The 24,852-nt window shown below is 61.3% G+C and carries 27 protein-coding genes and 1 tRNA gene; 17 read left to right on the top strand and 11 right to left on the bottom strand.

The window, feature by feature from the left end; all coding sequences use genetic code 11:
* Positions 1-14 precede the first annotated feature (14 nt).
* Genes LOL23_RS11115 through LOL23_RS11105 form a run of 3 tightly spaced genes read right to left on the bottom strand, consistent with a single transcriptional unit; the run spans position 15 to position 1,802 of the window.
* Positions 15-854: an anti-sigma factor family protein gene (locus LOL23_RS11115; RefSeq protein WP_160981357.1), complete on the bottom strand. Its 840-nt coding sequence runs from the start codon at positions 852-854 to the stop codon at positions 15-17.
* 1 nt (position 855) lies between these two features.
* The gene (locus LOL23_RS11110; RefSeq protein WP_160981359.1) at positions 856-1,398 is read right to left on the bottom strand and encodes an RNA polymerase sigma factor; all 543 of its coding nucleotides are present in this window, start codon (positions 1,396-1,398) and stop codon (positions 856-858) included.
* 26 nt (positions 1,399-1,424) lie between these two features.
* Entirely contained in the window at positions 1,425-1,802 is a 378-nt protein-coding gene (locus LOL23_RS11105) for a COG4315 family predicted lipoprotein (RefSeq protein ID WP_160981361.1), read from the bottom strand.
* A 270-nt stretch (positions 1,803-2,072) separates the two neighbouring features.
* Between LOL23_RS11105 and LOL23_RS11100 the strand changes: the two genes are divergently transcribed.
* Positions 2,073-2,951: a PhzF family phenazine biosynthesis protein gene (locus tag LOL23_RS11100; RefSeq protein ID WP_160981363.1), complete on the top strand. Its 879-nt coding sequence runs from the start codon at positions 2,073-2,075 to the stop codon at positions 2,949-2,951.
* Between the two features lie 308 nt (positions 2,952-3,259).
* A tRNA-Cys gene (locus tag LOL23_RS11095) sits at positions 3,260-3,333 on the top strand.
* Between the two features lie 701 nt (positions 3,334-4,034).
* Here LOL23_RS11095 and LOL23_RS11090 read toward each other — a convergent pair.
* Together LOL23_RS11090 and LOL23_RS11085 are read right to left on the bottom strand one after the other, a co-directional pair.
* Positions 4,035-4,250, bottom strand: a complete 216-nt coding sequence (locus LOL23_RS11090) for a cold-shock protein (RefSeq protein ID WP_160981365.1) — start codon at positions 4,248-4,250, stop codon at positions 4,035-4,037.
* A 280-nt stretch (positions 4,251-4,530) separates the two neighbouring features.
* Positions 4,531-4,731, bottom strand: coding sequence for a YgaP family membrane protein (locus tag LOL23_RS11085; protein ID WP_160981367.1), 201 nt, complete (start codon positions 4,729-4,731; stop codon positions 4,531-4,533).
* A 293-nt stretch (positions 4,732-5,024) separates the two neighbouring features.
* On the opposite strand from LOL23_RS11085, the gene LOL23_RS11080 reads away from it, so the two are divergent.
* The 3 genes from LOL23_RS11080 to LOL23_RS11070 all read left to right on the top strand — a co-directional run bounded on the left by LOL23_RS11080 (position 5,025) and on the right by LOL23_RS11070 (position 7,578).
* Positions 5,025-6,395 (top strand): NAD(P)/FAD-dependent oxidoreductase, encoded by a 1,371-nt coding sequence (locus LOL23_RS11080; protein ID WP_237173592.1) that lies wholly within the window; start codon positions 5,025-5,027, stop codon positions 6,393-6,395.
* Positions 6,396-6,407: 12 nt separating this feature from the next.
* Positions 6,408-6,794 (top strand): DUF5368 domain-containing protein, encoded by a 387-nt coding sequence (locus LOL23_RS11075; RefSeq protein WP_160981371.1) that lies wholly within the window; start codon positions 6,408-6,410, stop codon positions 6,792-6,794.
* Between the two features lie 103 nt (positions 6,795-6,897).
* A complete protein-coding gene (locus LOL23_RS11070; RefSeq protein WP_160981373.1) occupies positions 6,898-7,578 on the top strand; it encodes an ABC transporter permease family protein in 681 nt (226 codons plus the stop codon).
* A gap of 31 nt (positions 7,579-7,609) precedes the next feature.
* Here LOL23_RS11070 and LOL23_RS11065 read toward each other — a convergent pair whose 3' ends face one another.
* The gene (locus LOL23_RS11065) at positions 7,610-8,794 is read right to left on the bottom strand and encodes a CaiB/BaiF CoA transferase family protein (protein ID WP_160981375.1); all 1,185 of its coding nucleotides are present in this window, start codon (positions 8,792-8,794) and stop codon (positions 7,610-7,612) included.
* Between the two features lie 121 nt (positions 8,795-8,915).
* Between LOL23_RS11065 and LOL23_RS11060 the strand changes: the two genes are divergently transcribed.
* The 10 genes from LOL23_RS11060 to LOL23_RS11015 all read left to right on the top strand — a co-directional run bounded on the left by LOL23_RS11060 (position 8,916) and on the right by LOL23_RS11015 (position 17,686).
* On the top strand, positions 8,916-10,082 hold the full coding sequence (locus LOL23_RS11060; RefSeq protein WP_160981377.1) for a CaiB/BaiF CoA transferase family protein: 1,167 nt from the start codon (positions 8,916-8,918) through the stop codon (positions 10,080-10,082).
* A gap of 3 nt (positions 10,083-10,085) precedes the next feature.
* Entirely contained in the window at positions 10,086-10,736 is a 651-nt protein-coding gene (locus LOL23_RS11055) for a TetR-type transcription factor C-terminal domain-containing protein (RefSeq protein ID WP_237173591.1), read from the top strand.
* Positions 10,733-11,485 (top strand): crotonase/enoyl-CoA hydratase family protein, encoded by a 753-nt coding sequence (locus LOL23_RS11050; RefSeq protein WP_237173590.1) that lies wholly within the window; start codon positions 10,733-10,735, stop codon positions 11,483-11,485. The genes LOL23_RS11055 and LOL23_RS11050 overlap by 4 nt, the downstream gene beginning before the upstream one ends.
* Positions 11,482-12,477 carry an NADPH:quinone oxidoreductase family protein gene (locus LOL23_RS11045; RefSeq protein ID WP_237173589.1) on the top strand — a complete coding sequence of 332 codons (996 nt, stop codon included), beginning with the start codon at positions 11,482-11,484 and terminating at the stop codon, positions 12,475-12,477. The genes LOL23_RS11050 and LOL23_RS11045 overlap by 4 nt, the downstream gene beginning before the upstream one ends.
* Before the next feature lie 82 nt (positions 12,478-12,559).
* Positions 12,560-13,528, top strand: a complete 969-nt coding sequence (locus LOL23_RS11040; protein WP_160981383.1) for a Bug family tripartite tricarboxylate transporter substrate binding protein — start codon at positions 12,560-12,562, stop codon at positions 13,526-13,528.
* 114 nt (positions 13,529-13,642) lie between these two features.
* Complete coding sequence (locus LOL23_RS11035; RefSeq protein WP_160981385.1) at positions 13,643-14,380, top strand: DUF2946 family protein; 738 nt, start codon at positions 13,643-13,645, stop codon at positions 14,378-14,380.
* 31 nt (positions 14,381-14,411) lie between these two features.
* Positions 14,412-14,999, top strand: coding sequence for an NUDIX hydrolase (locus tag LOL23_RS11030; protein ID WP_160981387.1), 588 nt, complete (start codon positions 14,412-14,414; stop codon positions 14,997-14,999).
* A gap of 12 nt (positions 15,000-15,011) precedes the next feature.
* Positions 15,012-15,809, top strand: coding sequence for a leucyl/phenylalanyl-tRNA--protein transferase (gene aat, locus LOL23_RS11025; protein ID WP_160981389.1), 798 nt, complete (start codon positions 15,012-15,014; stop codon positions 15,807-15,809).
* 36 nt (positions 15,810-15,845) lie between these two features.
* The gene (locus LOL23_RS11020; RefSeq protein ID WP_160981391.1) at positions 15,846-16,622 is read left to right on the top strand and encodes an arginyltransferase; all 777 of its coding nucleotides are present in this window, start codon (positions 15,846-15,848) and stop codon (positions 16,620-16,622) included.
* Positions 16,623-16,648: 26 nt separating this feature from the next.
* Positions 16,649-17,686 carry a quinone-dependent dihydroorotate dehydrogenase gene (locus tag LOL23_RS11015; protein WP_160981393.1) on the top strand — a complete coding sequence of 346 codons (1,038 nt, stop codon included), beginning with the start codon at positions 16,649-16,651 and terminating at the stop codon, positions 17,684-17,686.
* A gap of 239 nt (positions 17,687-17,925) precedes the next feature.
* Here the strand turns inward: LOL23_RS11015 and phaP are convergent, their stop codons facing one another.
* Positions 17,926-18,498, bottom strand: coding sequence for a phasin family protein (gene phaP, locus LOL23_RS11010; protein WP_160981403.1), 573 nt, complete (start codon positions 18,496-18,498; stop codon positions 17,926-17,928).
* Between the two features lie 486 nt (positions 18,499-18,984).
* Between phaP and LOL23_RS11005 the strand changes: the two genes are divergently transcribed.
* Positions 18,985-19,965 carry a tripartite tricarboxylate transporter substrate binding protein BugD gene (locus LOL23_RS11005; RefSeq protein ID WP_160981405.1) on the top strand — a complete coding sequence of 327 codons (981 nt, stop codon included), beginning with the start codon at positions 18,985-18,987 and terminating at the stop codon, positions 19,963-19,965.
* Positions 19,966-20,194: 229 nt separating this feature from the next.
* Here LOL23_RS11005 and LOL23_RS11000 read toward each other — a convergent pair whose 3' ends face one another.
* The 3 genes from LOL23_RS11000 to LOL23_RS10990 form a co-directional block, all read right to left on the bottom strand.
* Positions 20,195-20,917 carry an IclR family transcriptional regulator gene (locus LOL23_RS11000; RefSeq protein WP_237173617.1) on the bottom strand — a complete coding sequence of 241 codons (723 nt, stop codon included), beginning with the start codon at positions 20,915-20,917 and terminating at the stop codon, positions 20,195-20,197.
* Between the two features lie 315 nt (positions 20,918-21,232).
* Complete coding sequence (locus LOL23_RS10995) at positions 21,233-22,033, bottom strand: competence/damage-inducible protein A (protein ID WP_160981409.1); 801 nt, start codon at positions 22,031-22,033, stop codon at positions 21,233-21,235.
* A 1-nt stretch (position 22,034) separates the two neighbouring features.
* A complete protein-coding gene (locus LOL23_RS10990) occupies positions 22,035-22,844 on the bottom strand; it encodes an EI24 domain-containing protein (protein WP_237173616.1) in 810 nt (269 codons plus the stop codon).
* 97 nt (positions 22,845-22,941) lie between these two features.
* Here LOL23_RS10990 and LOL23_RS10985 point away from each other — a divergent pair, with 97 nt between their 5' ends.
* Positions 22,942-23,334, top strand: coding sequence for a thioredoxin family protein (locus LOL23_RS10985; RefSeq protein ID WP_237173588.1), 393 nt, complete (start codon positions 22,942-22,944; stop codon positions 23,332-23,334).
* A 126-nt stretch (positions 23,335-23,460) separates the two neighbouring features.
* Here the strand turns inward: LOL23_RS10985 and LOL23_RS10980 are convergent, their stop codons facing one another.
* Complete coding sequence (locus LOL23_RS10980) at positions 23,461-24,837, bottom strand: DEAD/DEAH box helicase (RefSeq protein WP_202411795.1); 1,377 nt, start codon at positions 24,835-24,837, stop codon at positions 23,461-23,463.
* Between the last annotated feature and the right edge of the window lie 15 nt (positions 24,838-24,852).

Raw genomic sequence — 24,852 nt, 5'->3', positions numbered from 1 at the left:
CTCGCCCGCCGGCTTCAGCCGGCCACAGGCCCCGGCGGCGCCGGCAGTTGCACCATGTCAAGTTGTCGGTACACTTCTTCGCACACTCGCCAGAGCTCGTCGCGCGCCACTTCGCCTGAAAGCGCGTAGCCGAGCTTCCCATCGACCCAATAGAACACCCGCACGGCCCCCTCCTGGGCAAAGCGGAAAGCCGTTTGCCCGCCGCGCGCTTCACGCGTCACGTAGAGCGTCAGGCGCTGGCCCTGGCTATCACCATACATGAGCTGTGCCACTGCGCCCTGTTCGCCAGGCAGCACCCGCCCGCCCACCAGCGTGTACCCCACACTGGCCAATACAGGCACGCGCAGCGGCTCACCCAAGCGCCGGGACAGCCACCGCACCATGGCCTGCTCCTGGTCCGCCTTCACTTCGACCGGCCGGCCCATGTCGCTGGCAAACACCTGGTGCGCCACAGCCGCGCGCTGGGCCAGCCGTTCACCCTCCACCGCCGAGGCCACGGCAACTGCCTGTTGAGCGTCCCAGACCCCGCGCGCCTGCCATGCAACCAGCGCCCCAATTGCCGTGCATACCAAGCCGGCAGCCAGTGCATGCCACCATGTGCGTGCCGGCTTGCGCGCCAACGACAGTCGCAGAGGGATGGGCTCGTCCTGCACGTCGTCCAGCGCTGTGCGCAACAGTTGATTCTGCCGCCGCCACGCTTCGACCTGCGTACGCGCCGACGCATGCGTGGCAATGTAAGCCTCTACCAAGCCGCTGCGTTCGCTACCCAGTTGGCCGTCTACATAGGCATGCAGGTCGGCCTCGGTAACCGGGCCTTCGTCAGCGGGATAAGAGCCGGAATAGCGCTCATTCATATCATTTGACCCTACGCAGCATGTGGGTTTGCGCTGCTGCTGCCAAGGTAGCCCCCGCCTGGGGCTCGGCATCCATCAGCGCAGCCAGGCGCTGGCGCGCCCGCGACAGGCGCGACATTACTGTACCAATCGGTACATCGAGTACCTGCGCCGCCTCCTTGTAACTGAACGACTCGACCGCCACCAGCAGAATCACCGCACGCAACTCCGGCCCCAGCCTGATCAACAAGGCGTCGAGGTCGCGCAATTCAAGCGCATCGGACTGCGTGGGCCGTACCCAACCGTCCGGCAGATCGCCACCCGTGTCCAGCTCGACTTGCCGCTGCCGGGCACGCGCGTGATCAATAAACTGATTGTGCATGATGCTGAACATCCAGGCCCGCAGCGGCCCGCGTCGGCGCCATCGGCTATAGCCGCTCCAAGCACGCTCGAGCGTGTCCTGAACGAGATCGTCCGCCAGGTCGCGATCGCCGGTCAACCCGCGCGCGTAGCGGCGCAGGCTGGGGATGCAGGCGGTGATCTGGGCGGCAATCTCGTCAGACATGGCTCAACGCGTGATGTGATGTGCAATCAGGGCTTGACCACGTGCCAGACATCCTTGACGTTGTCGCCTTTTTTATCGCCTGGTTTCGCGTCGTTCTTGAACAGATACAGCGGCATGCCCTTGTATGTCCACTGGCTGGTGCCATCCGTGCGCATAATCGTGGACCAATCCCCCTGCACCGCGGCGCCCGCCTCGGCCTTGAAAGGCGGCCAGTTCGTCGCGCACTGATCATAGCAGGCACTCGTGCCGCTGCCCGCCTTGTCTTTGTCGAAGGTGTACAGCGTCATGCCTTTCGCGTCGGCCAGCACACCGTCGTGAGTCTGTGCCGGTGCCTGGGCGTAGGCCGCGCCTGCCGTCATGGCGGCCGCAGCCAGAAGGGACATCAAAACGCGTGAAGTTGTCATGGTAAATCTCCTCATGAGGGTGGTTAGTATCAGGGTAGACGGACTGTCCCGCTGTTTTATTCCAACTGGTCGTCATTAATGACCATCCTGACACCCCGACTGCACCGATCAGCATACTGAATGCCCGAACGTGAGAGGCGGGACGCGACTGGTTTCGGGCAGCGGGAATTCTGATGTAATCACCGCCGTTTAACCGGTGCCAGCCCCGTCGTTCCTCGTGACATACTGTCGCCATCCGTTTCTGGAGCATCCATCCCCAGGAGTGATGTCATGCCAACCGTACCCTTCAAGCAAGTGGACGTTTTCACACATATGCCGTTCAGTGGCAACCCCGTCGCCGTGATCCTGGGCACAGACGGGCTCGACTCAGTTCGGATGCAGCAGATCGCGCGGTGGACCAACCTTTCGGAGACCACCTTCGTCATACCGCCTGCCGACCCGAAGGCCGACTATGGCGTTCGCATCTTTAGCCCCGGCGGCGAGCTGCCTTTTGCAGGGCACCCCACTATCGGCACCGCACATGCGCTGCTTGAGGCAGGCCTGGTCACCGAACATGACGGCATTCTGGTTCAGCAAAGCGCCATCGGGTTGGTTGCGCTGAGCATCCGGCGCCGTCATGGCGGGCGGCGCGTCATCGCCTTCGACCTGCCAGCGGCCAGCTTCACATCGCTGGGCCTGGAACACATCAGCCAACTCGATGCTGCACTCGGAAATGCCGTTCAGCGCACGCCGGCGCCACGCATTGTCAATGTCGGGCCGCGCTGGCTGGTTGCCCGGCTGGATACCGCCGCCGATGTACTGGCCTGCCGCCCCGACTTCCGGGCCATCGACGCTCTTTGCGTGGCCGTGGGCGCGAGCGGCGTCACCCTTTTCGGCGACTACCCACCCGGCGCGCGCGTCCATATCGAAGTCAGGTCATTCGCTCCTGGCCAGGGCGTCAACGAAGACCCTGTGTGTGGCAGCGGAAACGGCTGCGTGGGCGCCTTCATCCATACCACCGGCCTGCGCCACTACGGAAACGCCATTATCGCCTCCCAGGGCGCCGCGCTGGAACGCAACGGGCACATAGAGATCGATATCGACGGCAGCACCATACGCGTCGGCGGCAGTGCAGTCACCTGCATAGACGGCCATATCAACACAGCATGACAAGCCGTGCCCGACACATACTCACGTACTCCCTTCGCATGCGGGCTCCGGAACTTTTACCCAATCGATCCCGCTGCCGCTGCTTCGACCGCACCCGCCGCACAAGCAGGCCCACGCCCTCCTCGCCCCGGATCAACCACACGTGCCCGCCAGGGCCTTCGCCGCTCCGCGCAAGCTGCGTCCGCTGCAAAGTTTGTCAGCATAGATACGCGGAATAGTGTAGAATCTTGCTCTTTGTTGAGGGCAATGCCCTCGCAACCACAACAAGCTCGTGTACCTCTGCGTACATATCGGCTTATCTCATCTGCGGCGCAATGGCAGAGTGGTTATGCAGCGGATTGCAAATCCGTGTACCCCGGTTCGATTCCGAGTTGCGCCTCCAGTATTCATGCGGGTTTCCAGAAATTTAATAAATTTCCCCACCTCGCAAAACACAGATCAGGCCCACCATCAAGCGGCTTTTTTCGTCTGCCTACACAACGAACTCTCGGCAGAGTTCTTGGCCTTGAAGCCGTGTGCCGCCGGTACGCGTTGTGAATGCCATAAGCGCAAGCACCGACGAATGCTTCAGTTTTAGTATATCGGCCCAAACGAGAACCCAAACCCCGCTTTGCTTTCAATTAAACGTTAGGATAATTGGGATAAAGCGAGTACTGTGTGGAAGTGTGGCCCATTGCCACGTCTGCATACTTAATGCCCCTCGCGCAGTAGACCTGCTTAAAGCTCTTCTCATCGGCAGGGACGATACCATCTAGCAGAACCGATACCAGCGCCCTGCAAGAGCTTCCGGAGATTCTAATGCTATCAAGCCGTCACAACCTCGGCTTAGCCCCGCGATTTCAGTGCGCATCCAATAATATGGACAACCCGCCCGCCCCGCCTTCGCCCTCGGATGAAGATATCCGTGATCGAAAACACGCGGAGGTTCGTAAGCACATAGTCCGACTGCTAAAACAGAGGTTCCCGCACCTTCCTTATTGATAAGGTTTGCAGGGCCCGCAGCCAACAAAAAAGCCCCCGTTTTGGGAAACACCCTATCAAGGTGCTACCGCAAAACGGGGGCTTTATTTCAGGCGTTAAGCCTTAGACAGCCTGTATCGACTTGGCTTGAGGGCCTTTGGCGCCCATGCCGGAAACGAACGAAACGCGCTGGTTTTCTTCCAGGCTTTTATGGCCGTCGCCGATAATTTCGGTGTAATGCGCAAAAACGTCTTTACCACCAGATTCGGGCGAAATAAACCCGAAACCCTTTTCGTTATTAAACCATTTGACGATGCCAAACTCTTTTTGACTACTCATTTTTAACTCCTGTTGATGTGAGCAAAGTGCTCGAGCAGGTCACCAGGCGTAAAAATGCAAAAATTGGCACACGTTGAAGTGCTAACTGTTCCAAATGAACTTACCTAAATAATTACCTGCAGTTACTAGAGTAGGCTTAATAAAGAGCGCGGTCAATCTAAATTGTGTAAATATTTGATTTTTTTATAAAAAACCACATACGACAATTCAACCACACACGACAATTCTTTCGCACCCGATCGGGCGGCTTTCAGAGTGCGTTCGGCGGCGTTGTTGTCTGTCAGGGCTTGCGCGCTTTCAACGGACATGTATTCAAACCCAGAATACTGTACGCCGGGCACGTACCCGCGAAGCCCGTAAACAAGGGCACGACGCCGATCCAGCCCCACCATCCGACGGTGCCGGTGGCCGCCAGCCCGATCAGCACTAGGCCAACGATAATGCGCAAGGCGCGGTCTATACCACCGATGTTGGTTTTCATAGCGACTCCCACTTGAATAAAGTGCCGGTTCGACGGCAAACAGGTTATATCTCGCGCGCAAGCGCCGCGGCCGCTACTCTGGCCACGCCAGCCCCCTCCCCCGAAATCTCGGAACAACAACAAAGGTGGGAGAAAACGCAAACAACGTCCAGTTCTCAAAGCGCTATCCACGTTCATGCATTAAACGCCAGGCATTAGCACCGAACGTTGATGTAAATCAGCTTTGTTTATATTAATTCAGATTAATCTAATATTGAAGCTTTTTGTAATATTCAAAGTGGCGGGAGGGCGAAATGACGACCGAATCAAAACGTACGGACGCCTCGGCACATGCCGGCGGCCCGACAGGACAGCATCCCGATCGCCGCCGGCGGGCATTGTTGACGCTGGGTGCCGCTACCGCATTGGGAGTGGTGATCGGCCCGGCACACGGGGGCGCGGTTGACAAAATCAAGACCCCGGCGCGCATCGTGATCGTCGGGGCCGGTGCCGCGGGGCTGGCGACCGCATCGCAACTGGCGCAGCGTCTGGACGGCGCGGCAATCACGCTGGTGGACGCCCGCAAAACACATCTTTACCAACCGGGCTTTACCCTGGTGGGTGCTGGCATCAAACCGGTCAGTTATGTCGCAACGCAGACCCGCGAATATATCCCTTCAGGCGTTGAGTGGGTTCAGGAGCAAGCCGCGGAAATCGATCCCGAGGCAAGCAAAGTTGTCACGGAAAACGGCACAGTCATTCCCTACGATTATCTTGTGGTCGCCACCGGTATGGAGCTGGACTACAGCCAGATTCAAGGGATGGACACCAGCCTCATCGGAAAAGGCGGCATCGGCAGCATCTACCACGGCCCTGAAGCGGCTGCGTCGACATGGCGCGCCATGTCGGCGTTTGCCAGCAAAGGCGGCCGCGGTGTATTCCTGCGACCGGACACCGAAATGAAATGCGCCGGTGCGCCCCTGAAGTACACCTTCATCACAGAAGACTATCTAACCCGCCGAGGCGCGCGGAGCAAGGCGGAAGTTGTCTATAACGCGCACAACAATGCCTTGTTCAGCGTGCCTATTGTGTCTGAGAAAGTCCGCATGCTTTATCAGGCGCGGGATATCAAGGTCAACTATCAGCGCGTGCTGCAGGCCATTGATCCCGGCAGGCGCATTGCCACTTTCCGCACGCCCGACGGCGCGGAAGAACAAGACTACGACTTCATCCACGTAATCCCGCCGATGCGCGCGCCGAAAGTTGTGCGCAACAGCCCATTGCCATGGCGCGAAGGTGCTTGGGCGGAGCAAGGCTGGATGGAAGTGGACAAAGGCACGCTGCGCCACCTCCGCTACCCCAATGTATTCGGCGTGGGGGATGTTGCCGGTGTGCCCAAAGGCAAAACAGCAGCCAGCGTGAAGTGGCAAGCGCCCGTCGCGGTAGATCATCTGATCGCCGACATACAGGGCCGACAATCCAGCCTGGTCTATACCGGCTACACATCGTGCCCCCTGATTACCCGGTTGGGGCGCGCCATGCTGGTGGAGTTCGACTACCAGAACAACCTGGTCCCTTCGTTTCCCGGCATTGTTGCGCCGCTGGAGGAGTTGTGGGTCACCTGGGTCATGAAAACCATGGGGCTGAAGCCCACCTATCTTGCCATGCTGCGCGGGCGCGCATAACGAGGATCCACCATGAAAGAACTTGATCCGCTTATTCTTCTGGCGGTATTCCAGGAGATGTTGGGGCCATTGCTGTGGATACTGATCGCCATCATCGTGCTGGGGCTGACCGCCTTTGTTGCACTGCTGTTGACAGAGCGCCGGTTTGTGTCGGGCAGGCTGGTACGCGCGCAGGCGGGGGGCGTGATCGGCGGAATACTTGCACTCGTTCTGAAGGCACGCGTGTCTTCATCAGGTTTTACCGATGCAGGGGGGCCGATCGACTGGCTGCTGATCGCCTCTGTTTTTGGCGTGGGGCTGATCGGATCAACAGTTCTTCTCTATACACTGGCCGGCTGGTGGGTTCGCCTGAGGCAGCGTTGCGCGCCGCAGGCACGCACCATACCAGGCCGGATATGACGCGAGATATGACAGCGGGCTATATCCACCTGCAATATCGGTAGTTCGGCTATCCGGCGCTGTTCTCTACAATTTGCGGGACTTCAACAACCAGGCGCAGTCCATGTCCCGCCTCTTTGCCGAACTGTTTTTCGTCGCCTTCAGTGAAACGCTGCTGATGGTGTCTGTCGCCGGGCTGGCCGGCTTGCTGCTGGGCGCTCCCTTGGGATGGGCAATGTATGCGACGAGCCGGCACAACGAAACCGCGAAGCGGCCCTGGCGGGTGATACTGCTTGCCGCCTATGTGGCGCACGCATTGCGCGCAACGCCTTCCATCATCATTCTGGCGACAGCCATCCCACTGTCTCATCTGCTTGCTGATGCGGTGACGGCGTTGAGTGCGACCCTGCTTCCGCTCGTCCTGATCGCCGCGCCGTTCATGGCCCGCCAGACTGAGACAGCACTGCGCCAAGCCAGGGCGCGCCTGCCAAACGAAATTCCTAGCACCCCTCGCGCGCTCATCAGCACAGCCGCACCCGGCATTGCCGTGGGCCTTGGGCTGACACTGGCCAGCCTGGTCGGCTACGCCGCCCTGGCAGGCGCATTGGCTGGCACTGGGCTGGGAGGGTTCGGTTTTCACCATGGCTATCAGGAATTTCGGCCGCTCGTGCTGCTGACGGTTGCCGCAACCTTGCTCGTATTGGCCGAAACAGGCCAGGTACTCGGCTATGCATTGGCACGCCGCCTGGGCGGCACACAGGCGCGCAATCGCGCACTTCCTTTTGGTGTCACGCGCGGCCGTTGAGCACCTCTTCAACAACCGGCCTGCGCAGCGTTTACGACGCGAACCGCGCAGCGTCTTCTTGGGAGTAGCCCAGCTCGCGCAGCACCTGTGCGGTATGCTCGCCCAGTAGCGGCGGCGCCAGCCGTATGCCGCCCGGAGATGCAGACAGCCGCATCGCAACATCCGGCATATGCAGCGCACCTTCAGTGCGATGCTCCACCGTCCTGAAAAACCCACAATCGGCGAGATGAGGGTCGTGCCAGACAGCCTCCAGGTCATTGATGGGCCCTGCGGGAATATCCGCCTGTTCGCACTTGGAGAGCCATGCGGCCGTCGTGTCCGTCATCAGGCGTGGCTGCATCTGCGCATGGAGCGCATCCAGATTGGTCATCCGGCTGCCGATGGTGGCAAACCGCGCATCGTCCGCCAGCGCATCCAGACTGAGCATCGCAAACAGCCTGCGCCATTGCGCATCTGTATTGGCAATAATGCATATTGCGCCGTCGCGCGTGTCAAAAGGGCGATGGTTTGGGCTGAACGCACGCGGATACCCCAACGCAGGCTCCTGGCCCGGGGGTGCAGGGAACACACCATCCGCCATGTGTTCGAGCATATTGAAGGCGACCATGGATTCAAGCATAGGTACCACCACCTCCTGCCCCTTGCCCGACCGCTCGCGATGCAACAGCGCCGTCACGATAGCCGAATAAAGAAAGACGCCGCACAGCTTGTCGGTGAGCAACATAGGCGCATAGGCAGGCACGCCGTGCGCGCGCTGGTTCAAACCGGCGATACCCGATAAGCCTTGAATCACATCGTCGTAGGCAGGCCGGTCAAAGTACCGACCCCCGGCGCCAAAACCTTGTGCCGATGCGTGTACCAGCCTGGGATACTTGGCCCCCAGGCGCGCATAGTCCAGCCCCAGCCGGGCTGCGGCGCCGGATCGCATGTTGTGAACAAAAACATCGGCACTCGCAAGCAGGCGATCAAGTACCGCCTGCGCATCGGGCTGTTTGAGATCAAGCACGACGCTGCGCTTGTTGCGGTTCAGGTTGAGAAAGAATGATCCCATTTTTCCCGATTTTCGCTCGCCTATGCCGCGGGTCGGATCCCCTTCGGGCGGCTCGATCTTGATGACGTCCGCCCCCATGTCACCGAGCATCTGGGTCGCCACAGGCCCGAAAACAAAGTTGGAAACATCCACCACGCGCAGCCCCTGCAATGCCCCTGTCGTCACCCGTCGCCTCCTATTCGTTTGCTCGTTGACAAAATAATACCACGTAGTATTATTAATTAATAAATGCCAAATCACCGCTCAACGTCAAAGGCGTTCAGCGCCTTTTCCAGGGGACAAAAACATGACATTGCCACTGAAAGGCATACTCGTCGTCGCAATCGAACAAGCTGCCGCAGCCCCCTATGCCTCATCGCGCCTCGCAGACGCCGGGGCACGGGTCATCAAGATAGAGCGGCCGCAGGGCGATTTTGCACGCGGCTACGATTCCGCGGTAAACGGCGACAGCACCTACTTTGTCTGGCTCAATCGCGGCAAGGAATCCATTGTCCTGGATTACACCAAACCCGATGATGCCGAGCTGCTGCAGCGCCTGATCGGCAAAGCCGACGTGTTGATCCAAAACCTGGGACCGGGCGCGGCCGAACGCGCGGGCTTCGGCTGGCGCGCGATGCGCGAAAAACATCCCCGCCTCATTACCTGCGACATCACCGGCTATGGTGAACAAGGCCCCTATGCCGCCATGCGCGCTTACGACCTGCTGGTACAGGCGGAAACCGGCATCGCATCCGTCACCGGCACCCCCGAGGCACCGGGGCGAATCGGCGTTTCGGCCTGCGATATCGGTACAGGCATGTATGCGCACGCGGCCATCCTTGAAGCGCTGATTCAGCGCGGCATCACCGGCCAGGGTAGCGCTATTCATGTGTCGCTCTTCGACGCCATGAGTGACTGGATGTCCGTACCACTGCTGCATTATGACTATGCGGGCACCGTCTGGCCGCGTGTCGGCCTGGCGCACCCCACCATCGCCCCTTATGGCGCGTTCGAGGTGGGCGGCGCGACCGATCAGGCTGCCACACTGCTGATCGGCATCCAGAATGACGGTGAGTGGTTGAGGTTTGCGAACGACGTGCTGGAGCGCCCCGAGCTGGGGGCCGACACGCGCTACGCCACAAATGGCCTGCGTGTCCAGAACAAGCAGAAACTCGACCAAACGCTGTCAACCATACTGTCCGGCATCAGCGCACAGGTTCTGCGCGAGCGCATGATGCGCGCCGGCGTCGCATTCAGTCATTTGAACGACGTCAGTGGGCTGTCCAAGCACCCGCACCTGCGCCGCGCCACAGTCTCGACCGTGCACGGTGAGGCACGGATCGTGGCGCCGCCGGCGCAGTTCCGCGACAATCCGCGCCAACTTGGCCATGTACCCGGAATCGGCGAACACACAGCAGCCATCCGCCAAGAATTTTCTGCATCGTCCCCTGTCTCCCACGGCCAAGGAGACTGACACGTGGCCAGAAAACGCCTGTCAGGAACCCCAGAGGGCGAAGAAAAGCGCCTGGGCATATTGGATTCCGCCGCGTCAGTCTTCATGCGCAAAGGCTTTGCCGCCACGTCGCTGGACGACATCAGCGAGGCCTACGGGGCCACCAAAGGCATCATCTATTACCACTTTCGCAACAAGACGGTGCTGTTCTATGAGGTGCTGCGCCGCGCCATGGCGCTTACCCGCGCAGCCATCGAACCCGCTGCGACGGGAGAAGGCAGCGCCCGTACACGCCTCTATGCCATGGCGTTCGCGCACACGCTGCTGATCATGGAACACCTCGATTACCTGCGGGTATCCGGGCTGGGCGCGCAGCTTCATACCAGCGGCCGCATGAGCGACAACGAACGTGCGGAAATGGCGCAAATAACGGCCATGCGGGACGACAACGAGCAGCTCTATCTGCACGTGCTAGAGGAAGGCATCGCCGCGGGCGAGTTCCGGCCCTGCAACGCGCGCATCGCGGTCAAGCCGCTGCTCGGCGCCCTGAACTGGACCTCTCGCTGGTATCGCCCCCGCGAACACGAAACCCGACGGGATCGCGAAGCCATTGCAAAAGACATCGCCGAGTTTGCAGTCAGCGCCCTTCTTCCTGGAACAACACCCAAGTCATGAAAATCATCACTGAAAAAAACGGGCCGGTCACCACGATCATCATCAACCGCCCAGAGGTCAGGAACGCGCTCGACAAAGAAGCCACCGTGCTATTGGCCCAAGCCTTCCGCGATTTTGAACAGGACGAAAGCGCGCGCGTGGCAGTGCTTTGCGGCGCCGAAGGCGCATTCTGCGCAGGCGCCGACTTGAAAGAGTTGGCCACTGGCGAGCAGTACGAAGCATGGGCAGGTGCGGATGGGCCGCTGGCGCGCCCCGCGACCAAACCCGTCATTGCCGCCGTGTCAGGCCACGCCTGCGCGGGTGGGTTAGGCGTTGCCTTATGGTGCGATATCAGAATCGCCGAACAGTCCGCCTCTTTTGCCGTATTGTCCCGGCGCTGGGGTGTGCCCATGAGCGACGGCACAACAGTACGCCTGTCGCGCATCATCGGACGGGGCCGCGCACTGCACATGCTGCTGGCGGCTCGCCCGGTCAACGCCGATGAAGCGCTGGCATATGGGCTTGTCACGCAGATCGTTCCAGATGGCCGCGCACGCGCCGAGGCGGAAGCACTGGCCAACACCATCGCAGGTTTTCCCCCTATCGCCATGCAGTCGGATCGCCAGTCGGCCTACGAGCAGGAAGATATGCCAATGGCTGCGGCGCTCATCCGCGAAGCCGCCCTCGCTCAAGATGCCAAGGCAAGGGAGGCGCAGGCGGGCGCGCAACGCTTTGCGCAGGGCGCCGGACGGCACGGGAGCATACGATGAAAGCCGTTGTTTGCGCCGGATTCGGCCTTGACCACGCCGCCGTGCGAGAGGTTGGCACGCCGTCGCTCAGCGACGACGGCGTATGCATACACGTCAAATCCTGCGGCGTCAGCTTTGCCAACCTGCTGGTGATCGAAGGCAAACACCAAAACCGCTGGGAGCCGCCCTTCACGCCGGGTACCGAAGTGGCTGGCATTGTACTAGCGTGCGGTGCCCAGGTACGGCATGTCAACCCTGGAGACCGCGTCGTTGCCGGCGTACGCACCGGAGGTTACGCGGAACAGGTCGTCGCACCTGAAAGCACTGTCTTCAAGCTTCCCGACGCGGTTGACTTTGATGCGGCGGTGCATTTTCCCACCATCTATGCCACGGCGTACGCCGCCCTGATCTGGCGCGCCGCACTCCAGCCCGGCGAAACACTGCTTGTGCATGGCGCCGCTGGCGGCAGCGGCCTCGCGGCCATCGAGATTGGCAAGATTCTCGGCGCCCGTGTCATCGCTACCGCTGGCGGCGCGGACAAGGCCAAGGCCGCCAGCGAGCATGGCGCCGATATCGCCATCGACTACCGTACACAAGATTGGCGCGCCGCTGTGCTCGAAGCAACCGGAGGACGCGGCGCCGATGTCATCTTCGACCCGGTCGGCGGCACAACCTTCAATACATCGCTGCGCTGCATCGCCCCTGACGGCCGCATTATCCCCATCGGCTTCGCAGGCGGCGAAATCCCCCAGATCCCCGCCAATATCGTGCTGGTCAAAAATATCACCGTGATCGGTTTGTATTGGGGGTACTACATGGGCTGGGCCCGCCAGCGCCCGCTGCCGGGCACCGAAGCGCGCGTGCGTGAAGCCTTCACGGAACTGCTGGGCTGGGCTGCGCAAGGCCGGCTCAAGCCCAGCACATTCGCCGTTTATCCGCTTGCGGACTTTCGCGAGGCCTTGGCGGCGCTGGCCGGCCGCCACGTAATCGGCCGCATCGCGCTGCGGCCCTGACCGGCACAGCAGCCGGAACCCCTAGCCTCAAAAGATTCAGAACCCACTGAGCATCAAACCAAAGAGAACAGGAGACAAACTCATGAAACTACGCATTTTAGGTGCGACACTGCTAGCCTCCGTCGGCCTGCTGGCCGGCATGCCATCAGCTAGTGCGGCATATCCCAAACAACCGCTCAAGCTCGTTGTACCCTACCCTCCGGGTTCGGGCACGGACACTATTGCGCGTTATGCCGCCGCCAAGCTGGAAAGCAAGCTCGGGCAGCCCGTCATCGTGGAAAACAAGACAGGTGGCAACGCAATCATTGCGGCAGAAGCCGTCATCAGGAGCAAGCCCGACGGCTATACCCTGCTCTGGGCGGCCAACGGCCCCGTCACCACTAACGTCGCGCTCTACAAGAAGCTCTCGTACGATCCAATAACCGACTTGGCGCCCGTGGCCCGCCTGGCGTTCTCGCCCATGGGTGTTTATGTGCCTGCCACATCCAAGTTTTCCAGCGCCCAGGCGCTGTTCGAGGCGGCCAAGCAGACTCCGCCGACGCTCAACTACGGGAGCGGCAGCGCAACCTACAACATCGCCACTGAGTGGCTAATGTCGCTCGTTGGCGGGCACGCCAACGCCATCAATTACAAGGGCAGCGCGCCTACCATCTCCGATCTGGCCGGCGGCCAAACCGATTTCGCCATCGTCGAATACAGTGCGGGCCTGCCGCTGGTAAAGGCAGGAAAGATAAAACTGCTCGCCGTCACATCCGACCAACGCATGCCGTCGGCACCCGATACGCCAACAGTACAGGAACTCGGCTATCCCGACTTCTTCCAGGTGGCCTGGTGGGGAGTATTCGCGCCTGCCGGCACGCCCGCCCCGATCATCAGCACGCTGGAACACGCACTGCTCGCCATTTTCACTGATAAAGAAACCGAAGCTTGGTTGCTTGAGCGCAACTTCAGCACCTTCACCGGCACCGGGCAGGAGCTGAACGCGTTCCAGAAGAAAGAAATCGAGCGGGAGCGCAGGCTGGTCAAGCAGTTCAATATCCCTCAACTCTGACCTTTCGCGCCGATCGCCCGCGCTTATGCGCCGCGCCTGCGGATACCTCATCTATACTTGGTATCTATGCAACTGCGTGCCGTGCCGCCCCACAAGGCGGCGCGGCAACACATCATGGACAAGACCGTACTCGATGCCATGGCGCGCTGGCCAAATGTGCCGGACGTTTACGGCTGGCTCTCACTGAATGAACACGGGCACTGGCGCCTGCATCCACTTGGCGACGCGCTACGCGCGGACGCAGCCACTGGCACTATACCGATGGGCGAGGCCATTACCAGCCCGCCGATTCTGCAGTTCATCAGCCGCAATTATGCCTGTGACGCCCAAGGACAATGGTTTTTCCAAAATGGCCCCCAACGCGTCTATGTACGGCTGGACGCCGCTCCCTTCATCCTGCACACCGCCGGCAATCATGGCAGCAATAGCGGGGGCGCCCCGCCGCTGCGTACGCAGAACGGCCTTGATGCGGGGCGGGTCCGGCGCTGGTTGCTGGCCAGCGATGGCCGCCTGTATGCCGACGCTGACGCCGGCCCGGGGCTGATCGAAGGCCGTGACCTGGAAGCGGTACTCGACCGGCTGCGTACGCCTGACGGCGCAGCCCTGCTGGATACGCTGGACGGCGACACATCACACGCAACACGCATCATGATCCTGTCGCAGGATGCCGCGGGCGTCGAGCCCACCGCATGCCCAGCCATAGCACGCAACGTACCCCCGTCTGCGCCCGGGCTTACCGCACAAGGCGGCGCGAAGCAAGGCGCCGTACGGGTGCCCCTGGACTTCTGCCCGGCCGACGATGTGCCCGCGCAACTCGGGTTCGTCCGCTATCCCCGCCCCCCGGCATCCTGACATGCCTCGGGCCATTGGTTAGAATCTGCGGATGACATCGCACGCACCCAATTTCTATTTCCCGGCACCCCGCAAGCAGACGTTCTGCAGCCAATGCGGGGCGCGGCTTACCCGGCGCGTTCCGCCAGACGACAACCGCGAACGCGATGTCTGCGAGAACTGCGGCGCGGTGCATTACCAAAACCCGCGCAATGTCGTGGGTGTGCTGCCGGTATGGAACGATAAGGTGCTGCTATGCCGCCGCGCAATCGAGCCACGCGCCAACAAATGGACACTACCGGCCGGCTTTATGGAGTTGGGCGAAACCACTGCCCAGGGCGCCATGCGCGAAACCCAGGAAGAAGCCGGCGCCCAGATCGAGCTGGGCCCGCTCTACACCGTAATTGATGTGCCGCACGCCGAGCAGGTACACTTTTTCTACCTGGCCAACGTGCTCAGCGAAGAGCTCTTCCCCGGCCCCGAAAGCCTTGAGGCGGCCTTTTTCAGCATCGATGACATCCCCTGGGGCGAACTCGCATTCCGGACCATCGTCACCACGCTCGAACACTACGTGGCCGACCGGCGCACTGGCAACTTCCCCATTCATTTTTACGACATACCCTATCCGCCCCCGAAGTGACAAGGCACTGCCATGGGCACCCTGACCTGGCTCGAAGACAACACTCCGTTTCCACCCGTCCACCAAGCCCTGCCTGAAGGGCTGCTTGCCGCAGGCGGTGATCTCTCCGTAGCACGATTGCGCGAAGCTTATCGGCACGGGATATTTCCCTGGTTCAATGAAAATGACCCGGTGCTGTGGTGGAGCCCCGACCCGCGCATGGTGCTGGCCTGTGAAAACCTGCGCATCTCGCATTCCCTGTCCAAGCGATTGCGCCAGATCGCCCGCACCGAACGCCAACCAGATGCCCACATCCGCATCCTGACCGACACCGCCCTGCCGGACGTGCTGACAGGCTGTGCCGGCCACCGGCGCGACCAGCACGGCACCTGGATCTCACCCTATGTCAAGCAGGCGTACCTGGTCTGGGCCGAAGCCGGTGCGGTGCACAGCGTGGAAACCTGGATCGATGGCCAGTTGGCCGGCGGCTTGTACGGTATCTGTATGGGGCGTTTTTTCTTTGGCGAATCCATGTTCGCACGTACGACCGATGCCAGCAAACTGGCCCTAGCCTATCTTGTGCGCTTTCTGCTGGCCAACGACATTCATCACATAGACTGCCAGCAACAGACCCGGCATCTGGCCACGATGGGCGCCCGTCCACTGTCGCGCGATGCGTTTATGGCTCTCCTTGCGGCGTCGGTGGACCTGCCCGCGCCGCACTGGACGGCGGGGCAGTTGCTGCACGACGGCACCCTGGTACCCCATAAGCCCCCAGCCGTGGAGCAAGCGCAAGGGACAACCGCGGGCGCCCTTGCGCCGCCCGCCTGAAAGGCCGGATAATGGGCTGAACGCATCTGCGCACGCATGCCCGCCATGACACATCTGACCGAACCCGGCCTGCACACGCTGCAGTTCTACGCAACAGCCATCTATCCCTGCAGCTATCTGCCCGGCTTCGATGCGCGGTCGCAAGTGGCAGCGCCCACACACCTCATCGACAGCCATGTCTACTCGGGCCTGGTCAACCAAGGCTTCCGGCGCAGCGGCCTGTTCACCTACCGTCCGCATTGTGATCACTGCCAGGCCTGCCTGCCTATCCGCGTCAACGTGGCGCGCTTCCATCCCAACCGTTCGCAGCGGCGCAGCGCCCGCCTTCATGGCGACCTGGTCGCGCGCGAAATGCCGCTGCACTGGAATGCCGAGCACTTCGATCTCTACCAGCGTTACCAGGCCGCACGCCACCCTGGCGCGGGCATGGACGAAGACAGCCACGTACAGTACACCCAGTTCCTGCTGACCAGCCGTGTAGATACGCGCCTGATCGAGTTCCGCCAGCCCGGCGGCGAACTGCGTATGGTATCCATCGTCGATATACTCGACAATGGCCTTTCGTCGGTCTATACGTTTTTTGATCCGGACGCAGCCGGCGGGCTGGGCACGTATGGCGTGCTATGGCAGATCAATCACTGCCGCACATTGGGCCTGCCCTGGCTGTACCTGGGATACTGGATCGCGCAAAGCCGTAAAATGGCATACAAATCGCAATATCGCCCCGCGCAGATATTGCAAGATGGCAATTGGGTCGACCTCAGCATCGCGCAAACTGCGCAACGCGCGGGTGCAAGTGCTCAATCAATATAAACACCGCCCCTCTCCGCTCATACCCCATGTCACTGTTATTCAATACCTACGGCCTGGCGCGCCAGGCCCTGTTTACGCTTGACGCCGAAAAGGCACACGAACTCACACTGGCCGCCCTCAAGCGCGCCTACGATTGCCGCCTGACGCGCGGCTTGCTCTCCTCGCACCCTCAAAAGCCAATTACGCTCATGGGGCTCGCGCTGCGCAATCCTGTCGGGCTGGCCGCGGGCCTGGACAAAAATGGCGAATACATCGATGCCCTGGCCAACCTGGGCTTTGGCTTCGTCGAAGTCGGTACCGTCACCCCCAAGCCACAAGCCGGCAATCCGCGCCCGCGCATGTTCCGCCTGCCGCGCGAACAGGCGCTCATCAATCGCATGGGTTTCAACAATCAGGGCCTGTCCGCGTTCATCGACAACGTCCGGCGCAGCCAATGGCGCAGCCAGGGGGGCATACTCGGCCTGAATATCGGCAAGAACGCCGCCACGCCCATCGAACAGGCGGTGGATGACTACCTGACCGGCCTGGAAGGCGTCTACCCTTACGCCGACTACGTCACCGTGAATATATCGTCGCCCAACACCAAGAACCTGCGCGCACTGCAAGGGCAGGACGAGCTCTCGGCTTTGCTGGCCGCCTTGCGCGACAAGCGCACCGCACTGCAGGCACAGCACGGGCGCCGGGTGCCGCTCGTGGTCAAGATCGCACCGGATCTGGAAACACACCAGATCGATGCCATCGCCGACGCGCTGACAAAATACGAGATGGACGGTGTCATTGCCACCAATACCACACTATCGCGCGATGCCGTGCAAGGCCTGCCCTACGCCAACGAAGCCGGCGGGCTCTCTGGCCCGCCAGTACATGAGCGCTCGCTAGTCGTCATTGCCCGCCTGCGTGCCCAGCTCGGGCCCGGCTTCCCCATCATCGGAGTAGGCGGCATCGTATCGGGCAAGCAGGCCCGTGAAAAAATCCAGGCCGGCGCCAACGCCGTCCAGCTATACACTGGCCTGATCTATCGCGGCCCGGAGCTCATCCAGGAGTGCGTGCGCGCGCTGTCGTAAACGGCAAATTGAAGCCTGGGCCGTACCATGCAGGCCTGCACACCGCATGGCGCGCATAGCGCCACCTGCGCCCGGTGTCGATATCGCCCGGCCTGAACGCCAGCCCGCCCACTTAATCTACCCCCTGAAGCTGGCGCCATGCCTAGCTTCAGGGGGTAGATTAAGTGGGCGGGTGTGGTAAAGCTTAAACCGCTGGCTGCCGCCGTGTTGTGCGGCAGCCAGCGCGCCAGGCGCTTGCCTTAGGCGGTGGTGCGGCGCGCAGCGCGCGGCGCTGCCTTGGACGCGGCGGCGGCGGCGTCAGAGGCAACCTTGGCGGCGGCGGCAATATTGGACTCAGCCGCGTCGGCAGCCTGACGGGCGGCCTTGACAGCGGTGTCGTAGGCGTTCTGGGCGGTGGCCACAGACGTCTTTACCAGGGCAATAGCGCCTTCGGAGCCGGTAGGCGCGTTCTTGGCGTACTCGTCCAATACTTCGCTGACCTGCTGTTGATTGCGGGCGATCTGATCTTCGGCCAGTTTGGCCAGATCGACTTGGACGCCATTCAGGATGTCGTAGACATGCTTGCTGTAGGCCAGGGCCTTTTCAGCGGTAGGCTGAGCGAGGGCCGAGGTAAAGGCAAGCGCTTCCTGGGGGTCTTTGAGTTCGATGGCCTGTTGGGTCTTTTCGGTGGCTTCGTCCAGCGAAGCCTTGATGACTTTAAGGTTCAGGTCGATCAGCTTTTCGAAGCCGGTGAACATGGCGCCTTGGGCAGCCAGCAGATTGTTCAACGAAATCTTGTGGCCATTCAGGATCTGTTCGGGGATTGCGCTCATGATGATTTCCTTGCAAGAGTGCGCCGCCGGGGGGGCGGACAGATAAGGGTTGAAACGAGGTTCTAACCAATAATTAAAAAGGAAGCGTAGGCTCGGCGCGCGAGCTGGGCCTGGACATCAGACCCTCACCGAACGATTGAGGCCTACATATGCTGCATTGCACAATTGATATTCTACAGTGCTGCGGCCTGATGTCAAGCATTTTGTTGCGTCGCAGCATCCTGCTCTGTTTATTGTTTTTCTGACCAGCGTAGCGCGACGATCAGACATTTTTATGACACCAGACATTAACCCCAGGCTGATCCCCGGAACTGATGGCCATCACGGCCGGCCAAGCCAGCATTCATGCGGTTCGTGCCGCCGCATACAGACAATCCCGTATAGACGCCGACGGGTCTTTTCCCCTAGCATCCGCTCCGGCTGTCGCCGCTCCCTCAACAGGATGGAAGCATGCAACGGCCCTTGAACCACAGTAATGGAGACACCATGAAACCCTTCACCCTGACGTTCGGTTCCGCCCTGTTTTTTACTGCAATGATAGGCGCGGCTCCGGCACAGGCGGCCGACTACCCGGAACGGCCCATCAATATGGTTGTACCGTTCTCGGCAGGCGGGCCTACCGACAACGTCGCACGCTCCCTGGGCGAGGCCATGCGCCCCACGCTGGGCGAAACTGTCGTAGTCGAAAACAAGGCCGGCGCGGGCGGTACGATCGGCACCAGCCAGGTGGCACGCGCCAAGCCGGACGGCTACAGCATTCTGCTGATGCACATCGGCTTTTCCACCGCCCCTTCGCTGTACAAAAACCCCGGCTACGATCCCAACACCAGTTTCGAGCCCATTGGCCTGGTGGTCGACGTGCCGATGACGATCATTGCTCGGGCCGACTTCCCCGCCAACAACATCAAAGAGCTGATCGAATACGTCAAAGCCAATAAAGACAAGGTCACGTTGGCCAACGCCGGCATTGGCGCCGCCAGCCATCTGTGCGGCACCATGTTCTCCAAGGCCATCGGCGTCGATCTTCTGACCATCCCCTACAAGGGCACCGGCCCGGCCATGAACGACCTGCTGGGCAAACAGGTAGACCTTCTCTGCGATCAAACCACCAATACAACCCAGCATATCAAGGCGGGCACGGTCAAGGCCTACGCGGTTACCAGCAAGCAGCGCGTGCCTACTCTACCCGACTTGCCCACCATGCAGGAATCGGGCTACGACGGCTTTGAAGTCGGCATCTGGCACGGCATGTGGGCCCCCAAGGGCACCCCCAAGCCGGCGCTTGATAAGCTCGGTGCCGCGCTGCAGGCAGGCCTGAAAGACAAGGCCTTCAACGATCGCATGGCGGCGCTGGGCGCACGCGTGCTGGCCGACGAAGCGACACCCCAGGCACTTGAGGCGAAAGTCAAGCAGCAAGTGCCGCAGTGGGCCGAGCTGTTCAAGCAGGCGGGCATCCAGCCCCAGTAAGGCTGATGGCTCTTCTTGCGCCGAGCGTCTCCGGCGCAGGCATACACAGGCACAGGCGGCGGCCCACGCAATAACGCCCCGAAAGCCGGTTTGTTATCCGGCTTTCGGGGCGTTTTTTGGTGCCGGCACTAGGCGGGAGACCTACCGCAAGGCAGGCCCACGACCATGGGCACCAAAGGCGATATGAACGGCAAGGCAAGCCAGAGGCCGTCAAAACGGCGGCCGCCGGTCAATGCGTGGCTTCGTAGCCTAACTCTTCGGAAATATGCGCCGCCGTCTGCATCAGGATGGGGATCCATTCGTCGCGCATACGCTCGGCCGGCGCCGACAGCGACAGGCCCGCCTGCAGCTTGCCAGTGTCGTCGTAGATGCCCGCGGCAATACAGCGCACACCCAGTTCGAGCTCTTCGTTGTCGCGCGAGTATCCCAGGCGACGTACCAGTGCCAATTCGCGGTCGAGCTGGGAGGTTTCGGTGATGCTGTTTCGAGTAGTGCCTGCAAGGCCGGTGCGCATGGCGTACGCGCGCACCTGCCGCGCATCCCAGACCGACAGAAACAGCTTGCCGGTTGACGTGAGATGCAGCGGTGCCCGCCCACCAATGGCCCGCACCACCTGCATGCCTGATCGCTCGCTCCAGGCCCGCTCGATGTAGACAATCTCGTCGCCTTGCTGGAGCGACAGATTGACGGTTTGGCCGGTAAGCTTATGCAGTTCGCGCATGTGGTTGACAGCTACTTCGCGGACATTGAGCCTGCCCTTGACCAAGGACCCCAGCTCGAGCAGCCGCATACCCAATTGATACAGGCCGCTGTCAACGCGTTCGACATAGCGGCCGACAACCAGATCGTTGAGAATGCGGTGTGTCGTGGACGTATGCAGGCCTGTTGCCGCAGCCAAGTCTTTTAGCGGTACGGGATCAGGCCGAGTGGCCAGGACGTCGAGCAAAAGCATGGCACGCTCGAGCACCTGTATGGTGATATGCGTGTCGTTGAGAGCGGCCTGCCCATTGGGGGCCGCCGGGAGCACGGAAGTTCGTGGCATAGTCGTCATTGATGCAATGCAACAATTCCATATTATGGGAAATCGCGGCCGTTTGGCAAGTGTTTTTTGTTTTTGTCACGACTCTACCCTTCTGGCTGCTGTGCCGGAACGCGCGCCTGAGGATACCCGAGAACGATGCCTCGGGCGTGTCTCCTCAGCGCCGCGTCGAGCTTGCCACCCTTGGGCGTCGCTGCGTGAACCCCGCAGTGTCACGCTGCGAAGGCATCATGATTGCGGCGGGGTGAGCACCCCGCCCAGGCGCAACACTTCGTCGCGCAGGAACGCCAGTGCCTGAGCCGCTGCTTCGGGCTCGCCCTTTACGCCGAGGTCGATGTGCGGACGCCCACTGCCACCCACGCTGGGCAAGCTGAAGGCCTTGACACCGGGCCAGCGGGCCTCGAGCGCCTCGAGTGTCGGGATGATCCGGGACTCTGGCAGTTCGAAGGCCAGGAAGGAATGCTCGACCCGTGTGACTTGATGCTGCAAGTGGCGATAGCGGTTGTCCAGCGTCCATTCCATCATCGGCCAAGCCATGACGGGAAAGCCCGGCATAAAGGTGTGATCGTTGATAAAAAAACCCGGGATCTTGTTATAGGGATTGGGCACGATCTCAGCCCCTTGCGGAAACACCCCCATTTGCAGGCGCTGCTGGTTCTCGGGCAGCGACATATCGGCGCTACCCTGGCCGCGGCGCGCGTTGTCCGCGCAGCGCTCGGCGATCAGGCGCTCGGCCTCGGGATGTAGCGCCAGCGGCACGCCCAGCGCCTGGGCGGCAGCCTGACGGGTTTGATCATCAGGCGTGGCCCCAATGCCCCCACAACAAAAGACGATATCGGGCGTAGCGAAGCTGCGGACAAGCTCGGCGGCAATGGTGGCGCGATCGTCCGATACGAACTGCGCACCACCCAGTTGCATGCCGCGCTGCGACAACAGCTCGATGAGCTTGGAAAAATGCTTGTCCTGGCGGCGGCCGGACAGGATCTCGTCGCCAACGACAATCAGGCGAATAGTGCGGGTTTCGGGCATGTCAGGTCACCCTCACGGCTTGAACATCGATGATGTCTTGTGCGCGCAACTGGCGCAGCGCTTCCAGGCTGAAATGCGCAAACACGAGCGCGGAAAACACCGGCAGCACCAGCCAGGCCGGCGGAAACAAATTGATGACGGCCAGGATACCGCCGATGAGCCAGAGCTCACGCCGGTGCTGGCGCAAGAGAATGCGCCGCTCTTGAGTGCTGGCGTGTTCGACGATAGCATCGACACTGAGCATGCGCTTGAACGCGAAGGCCCACCACAAAATGGGTAGCAGCACTGGCAGCGGCGGTATCAGCCACAAAGGCATGGTAAGCAGCCAGCCCAGGGCAAACAGCCCACCCACCCAGACCGCATTCCAGCCGCTCACGGCCATGGAATAGCGGCCCTGGCGCTTCAGGCCGGGGTAATCGCGACGGTCTAGATGGCCCAGCACAATAGGCATGACAAAGACGGCGGCGATCACCAGCCCGAGGATGCCGGAAATGGGCAATAGAATGCCAACAGCCAGCATAGGGATGAGATACAGCTTGATGGAAAATAGGCCCACCGCCAGCAGCCACTGGTCAAATTCGTTGACCATGTCCCACTGGCTGGCCTGGACGTTGAGCCACTCGGTCAGCGGCGTCCAGAATGCCCACAGCAACACAACGGCGCCCAGAAAGGCGATGAAGAAAGGAAGCAGAATAGCGCCCAGCATTTTGGGCTGGATCTGCGAGACGGCGGCCCGCTTGAAGGCCTGGAAGACAGCTGGCGCACCGGTAAGATTGCGCCGAGTGGATCGGACAGCGGCAGATTGACTCATTTCACTCATGGATTCGCCCGGAATGGCAATAGGACCTATCATAGTCGCATTCCGTTCCGGCAACGACACCCCGACCGACCTACCCCGGATACCCCGCATGACCGTTTTCAACCCGCAGCACGACTCGCCGGCGCTGGCCGCCCGCCTGACCGACAACCCCGAAGGCCTGGTGGTTGCCTGTTATTGCGCCGCTTGGTGCGGCACGTGCAACCAGTACCGCCCGGCCTTCGACGCGCTGGCACAGCGCTGGCCGCAGCATACGTTCGTGTGGATCGATGTCGAAGAGCTGCCCGAACTGCTGGACGATGAAGAAATCGAAAACTTTCCCACGCTGCTTATCCAGAACCAAGCCGGCAATGCTTTCTTCGGCACCCTATTGCCGCATATCAGCCACCTGGAGCAGTTGATCGAACGCTACGACCAAGACACGCCCCCCGTGGCGCAGGGGCCTGCTCAACTAGCAAGCATGTTGCCTGATGCGGCAAACTGATTAACATCTTGTCAGTCGGCTCACCAAGGCTCGCGCATCGAACCGGCGCGGCCAAGCCTGGCCACGCCGCAAAGCGTTTGGGGCAATGCCAGCCAATAAGGGCTACGATGCGGCGCGCTGCAATCGCTAGCGGCCACCACCCAGCAATACACCGACAGACCGCTTGGCCGGGGACGCCGGCGCAGGCTGTTTACGCTCGGCCGACGTGGCCGCAGGCGACGGCACATAGGGCTTGAGAAAAAAATCATCGACCGGCGCGGCAGACGCGGAATAGCCGTAGCCGCCGTGGCCGCGGCGCTCACCACGCCCACCCGTGACCGGGCGGCGGCCTGGTGCCGGGAGATCCAGCGTACCGCGCGGGATACTGGCCTTGATAAGTTTTTCGATGTCCAACAGGTAACGCTCTTCGTCAGGCGTGAAGAATGCGATGGCCTCACCCTTGTTGCCGGCGCGGCCGGTGCGGCCGATGCGGTGAACATAGTCTTCGGCGTTATACGGCAGATCGTAGTTGATGACGCAAGGCACACCCGCCACGTCGAGCCCACGGGCTGCCACATCGGTCGCCACCAGTACTTCGAGTTCGCCGGCCTTGAACGCTTCAAGTGCCTTCATACGGTCGAGCTGGGTCTTGTCGCCGTGAATGGACTCGGCACGCACACCGTCGCGGACAAGTTCGCGCGCAAGGCGGCTGGTGCCGATTTTGGTGTTCGAGAACACAATCACCTGATTGAACCCGCGCGATTTGACCAGATGCACCACCGCGGCACGCTTTTGCGAGCCTTGCAGCGGATAGGCGATTTGCGTGACCGTGTCGGCCGTGGCGTTGCGCGCAGCCACCTCGATTTCGACCGGGTTGCTTAGATACGTACGGCCCAGCTTGCGGATTTCGTTGCTGAACGTGGCCGAGAACAGCAAGCCCTGACGCTTGGCCGGCAGCAATCGCACGATGCGGTCCAGATCGGGCAAAAAGCCCATGTCCAGCATTCGGTCGGCTTCGTCGAGTACCAGAATACCCACCTGGCCCAGGTTGACGTTTTTCTGCTCGACGTGATCAAGCAGACGACCCGGCGTAGCGATGAGCACTTCGCAGCCACGGCGCAGTGCTTCGCGCTGCGGGCCGATGTCTACCCCGCCGAACACCACAGCCGAGCGCAGCGGCACATGCTTGCTGTAGATGGCTACGTTTGCGGCGACTTGGTCGGCGAGCTCGCGCGTGGGGGTGAGGATGAGTGCCCGCACTGGATGGCGGGCCGGCGACGCGCTGGTATTGGCAAACTGCATCAGACGATGCAGGATGGGCAGCGTGAATGCCGCTGTCTTGCCCGTGCCCGTCTGGGCCGCGCCCATGACGTCCCGCCCATCTAGCACCTTGGGGATAGCCTGGGCTTGAATAGGCGTGGGAGAAACATACCCTGTTTCGGTAACAGCTTGCAGGATGCCAGGGTGCAGGCCGATATCGACAAAGGTTGCGGCGGCGGTATCAGAAGAGGTCTGTTCTTTCATAAGCTTTCCATTTTA

Origin of the sequence: Paracandidimonas lactea (assembly GCF_021653995.1) — a bacterium.
GTDB classification, from domain to species: Bacteria; Pseudomonadota; Gammaproteobacteria; order Burkholderiales; family Burkholderiaceae_B; genus Allopusillimonas; species Allopusillimonas lactea.
Note: the sequence above shows the minus strand (reverse complement) of the source record. Positions and strands in the feature narration are given on the sequence as shown.

Bases quoted from the DNA above. Each gene is read 5' to 3' on its own strand.
- LOL23_RS11115 (WP_160981357.1), bottom strand. From the start codon at position 854: ATGAATGAGCGCTATTCCGGCTCTTATCCCGCTGACGAAGGCCCGGTT.
- LOL23_RS11110 (WP_160981359.1), bottom strand. From the start codon at position 1,398: ATGTCTGACGAGATTGCCGCCCAGATCACCGCCTGCATCCCCAGCCTG.
- LOL23_RS11105 (WP_160981361.1), bottom strand. From the start codon at position 1,802: ATGACAACTTCACGCGTTTTGATGTCCCTTCTGGCTGCGGCCGCCATG.
- LOL23_RS11100 (WP_160981363.1), top strand. From the start codon at position 2,073: ATGCCAACCGTACCCTTCAAGCAAGTGGACGTTTTCACACATATGCCG.
- LOL23_RS11090 (WP_160981365.1), bottom strand. From the start codon at position 4,250: ATGAGTAGTCAAAAAGAGTTTGGCATCGTCAAATGGTTTAATAACGAA.
- LOL23_RS11085 (WP_160981367.1), bottom strand. From the start codon at position 4,731: ATGAAAACCAACATCGGTGGTATAGACCGCGCCTTGCGCATTATCGTT.
- LOL23_RS11080 (WP_237173592.1), top strand. From the start codon at position 5,025: ATGACGACCGAATCAAAACGTACGGACGCCTCGGCACATGCCGGCGGC.
- LOL23_RS11075 (WP_160981371.1), top strand. From the start codon at position 6,408: ATGAAAGAACTTGATCCGCTTATTCTTCTGGCGGTATTCCAGGAGATG.
- LOL23_RS11070 (WP_160981373.1), top strand. From the start codon at position 6,898: ATGTCCCGCCTCTTTGCCGAACTGTTTTTCGTCGCCTTCAGTGAAACG.
- LOL23_RS11060 (WP_160981377.1), top strand. From the start codon at position 8,916: ATGACATTGCCACTGAAAGGCATACTCGTCGTCGCAATCGAACAAGCT.
- LOL23_RS11050 (WP_237173590.1), top strand. From the start codon at position 10,733: ATGAAAATCATCACTGAAAAAAACGGGCCGGTCACCACGATCATCATC.
- LOL23_RS11045 (WP_237173589.1), top strand. From the start codon at position 11,482: ATGAAAGCCGTTGTTTGCGCCGGATTCGGCCTTGACCACGCCGCCGTG.
- LOL23_RS11040 (WP_160981383.1), top strand. From the start codon at position 12,560: ATGAAACTACGCATTTTAGGTGCGACACTGCTAGCCTCCGTCGGCCTG.
- LOL23_RS11035 (WP_160981385.1), top strand. From the start codon at position 13,643: ATGGACAAGACCGTACTCGATGCCATGGCGCGCTGGCCAAATGTGCCG.
- LOL23_RS11030 (WP_160981387.1), top strand. From the start codon at position 14,412: ATGACATCGCACGCACCCAATTTCTATTTCCCGGCACCCCGCAAGCAG.
- aat (WP_160981389.1), top strand. From the start codon at position 15,012: ATGGGCACCCTGACCTGGCTCGAAGACAACACTCCGTTTCCACCCGTC.
- LOL23_RS11020 (WP_160981391.1), top strand. From the start codon at position 15,846: ATGCCCGCCATGACACATCTGACCGAACCCGGCCTGCACACGCTGCAG.
- LOL23_RS11015 (WP_160981393.1), top strand. From the start codon at position 16,649: ATGTCACTGTTATTCAATACCTACGGCCTGGCGCGCCAGGCCCTGTTT.
- phaP (WP_160981403.1), bottom strand. From the start codon at position 18,498: ATGAGCGCAATCCCCGAACAGATCCTGAATGGCCACAAGATTTCGTTG.
- LOL23_RS11005 (WP_160981405.1), top strand. From the start codon at position 18,985: ATGAAACCCTTCACCCTGACGTTCGGTTCCGCCCTGTTTTTTACTGCA.
- LOL23_RS11000 (WP_237173617.1), bottom strand. From the start codon at position 20,917: ATGCTTTTGCTCGACGTCCTGGCCACTCGGCCTGATCCCGTACCGCTA.
- LOL23_RS10995 (WP_160981409.1), bottom strand. From the start codon at position 22,033: ATGCCCGAAACCCGCACTATTCGCCTGATTGTCGTTGGCGACGAGATC.
- LOL23_RS10990 (WP_237173616.1), bottom strand. From the start codon at position 22,844: ATGAGTCAATCTGCCGCTGTCCGATCCACTCGGCGCAATCTTACCGGT.
- LOL23_RS10985 (WP_237173588.1), top strand. From the start codon at position 22,942: ATGACCGTTTTCAACCCGCAGCACGACTCGCCGGCGCTGGCCGCCCGC.
- LOL23_RS10980 (WP_202411795.1), bottom strand. From the start codon at position 24,837: ATGAAAGAACAGACCTCTTCTGATACCGCCGCCGCAACCTTTGTCGAT.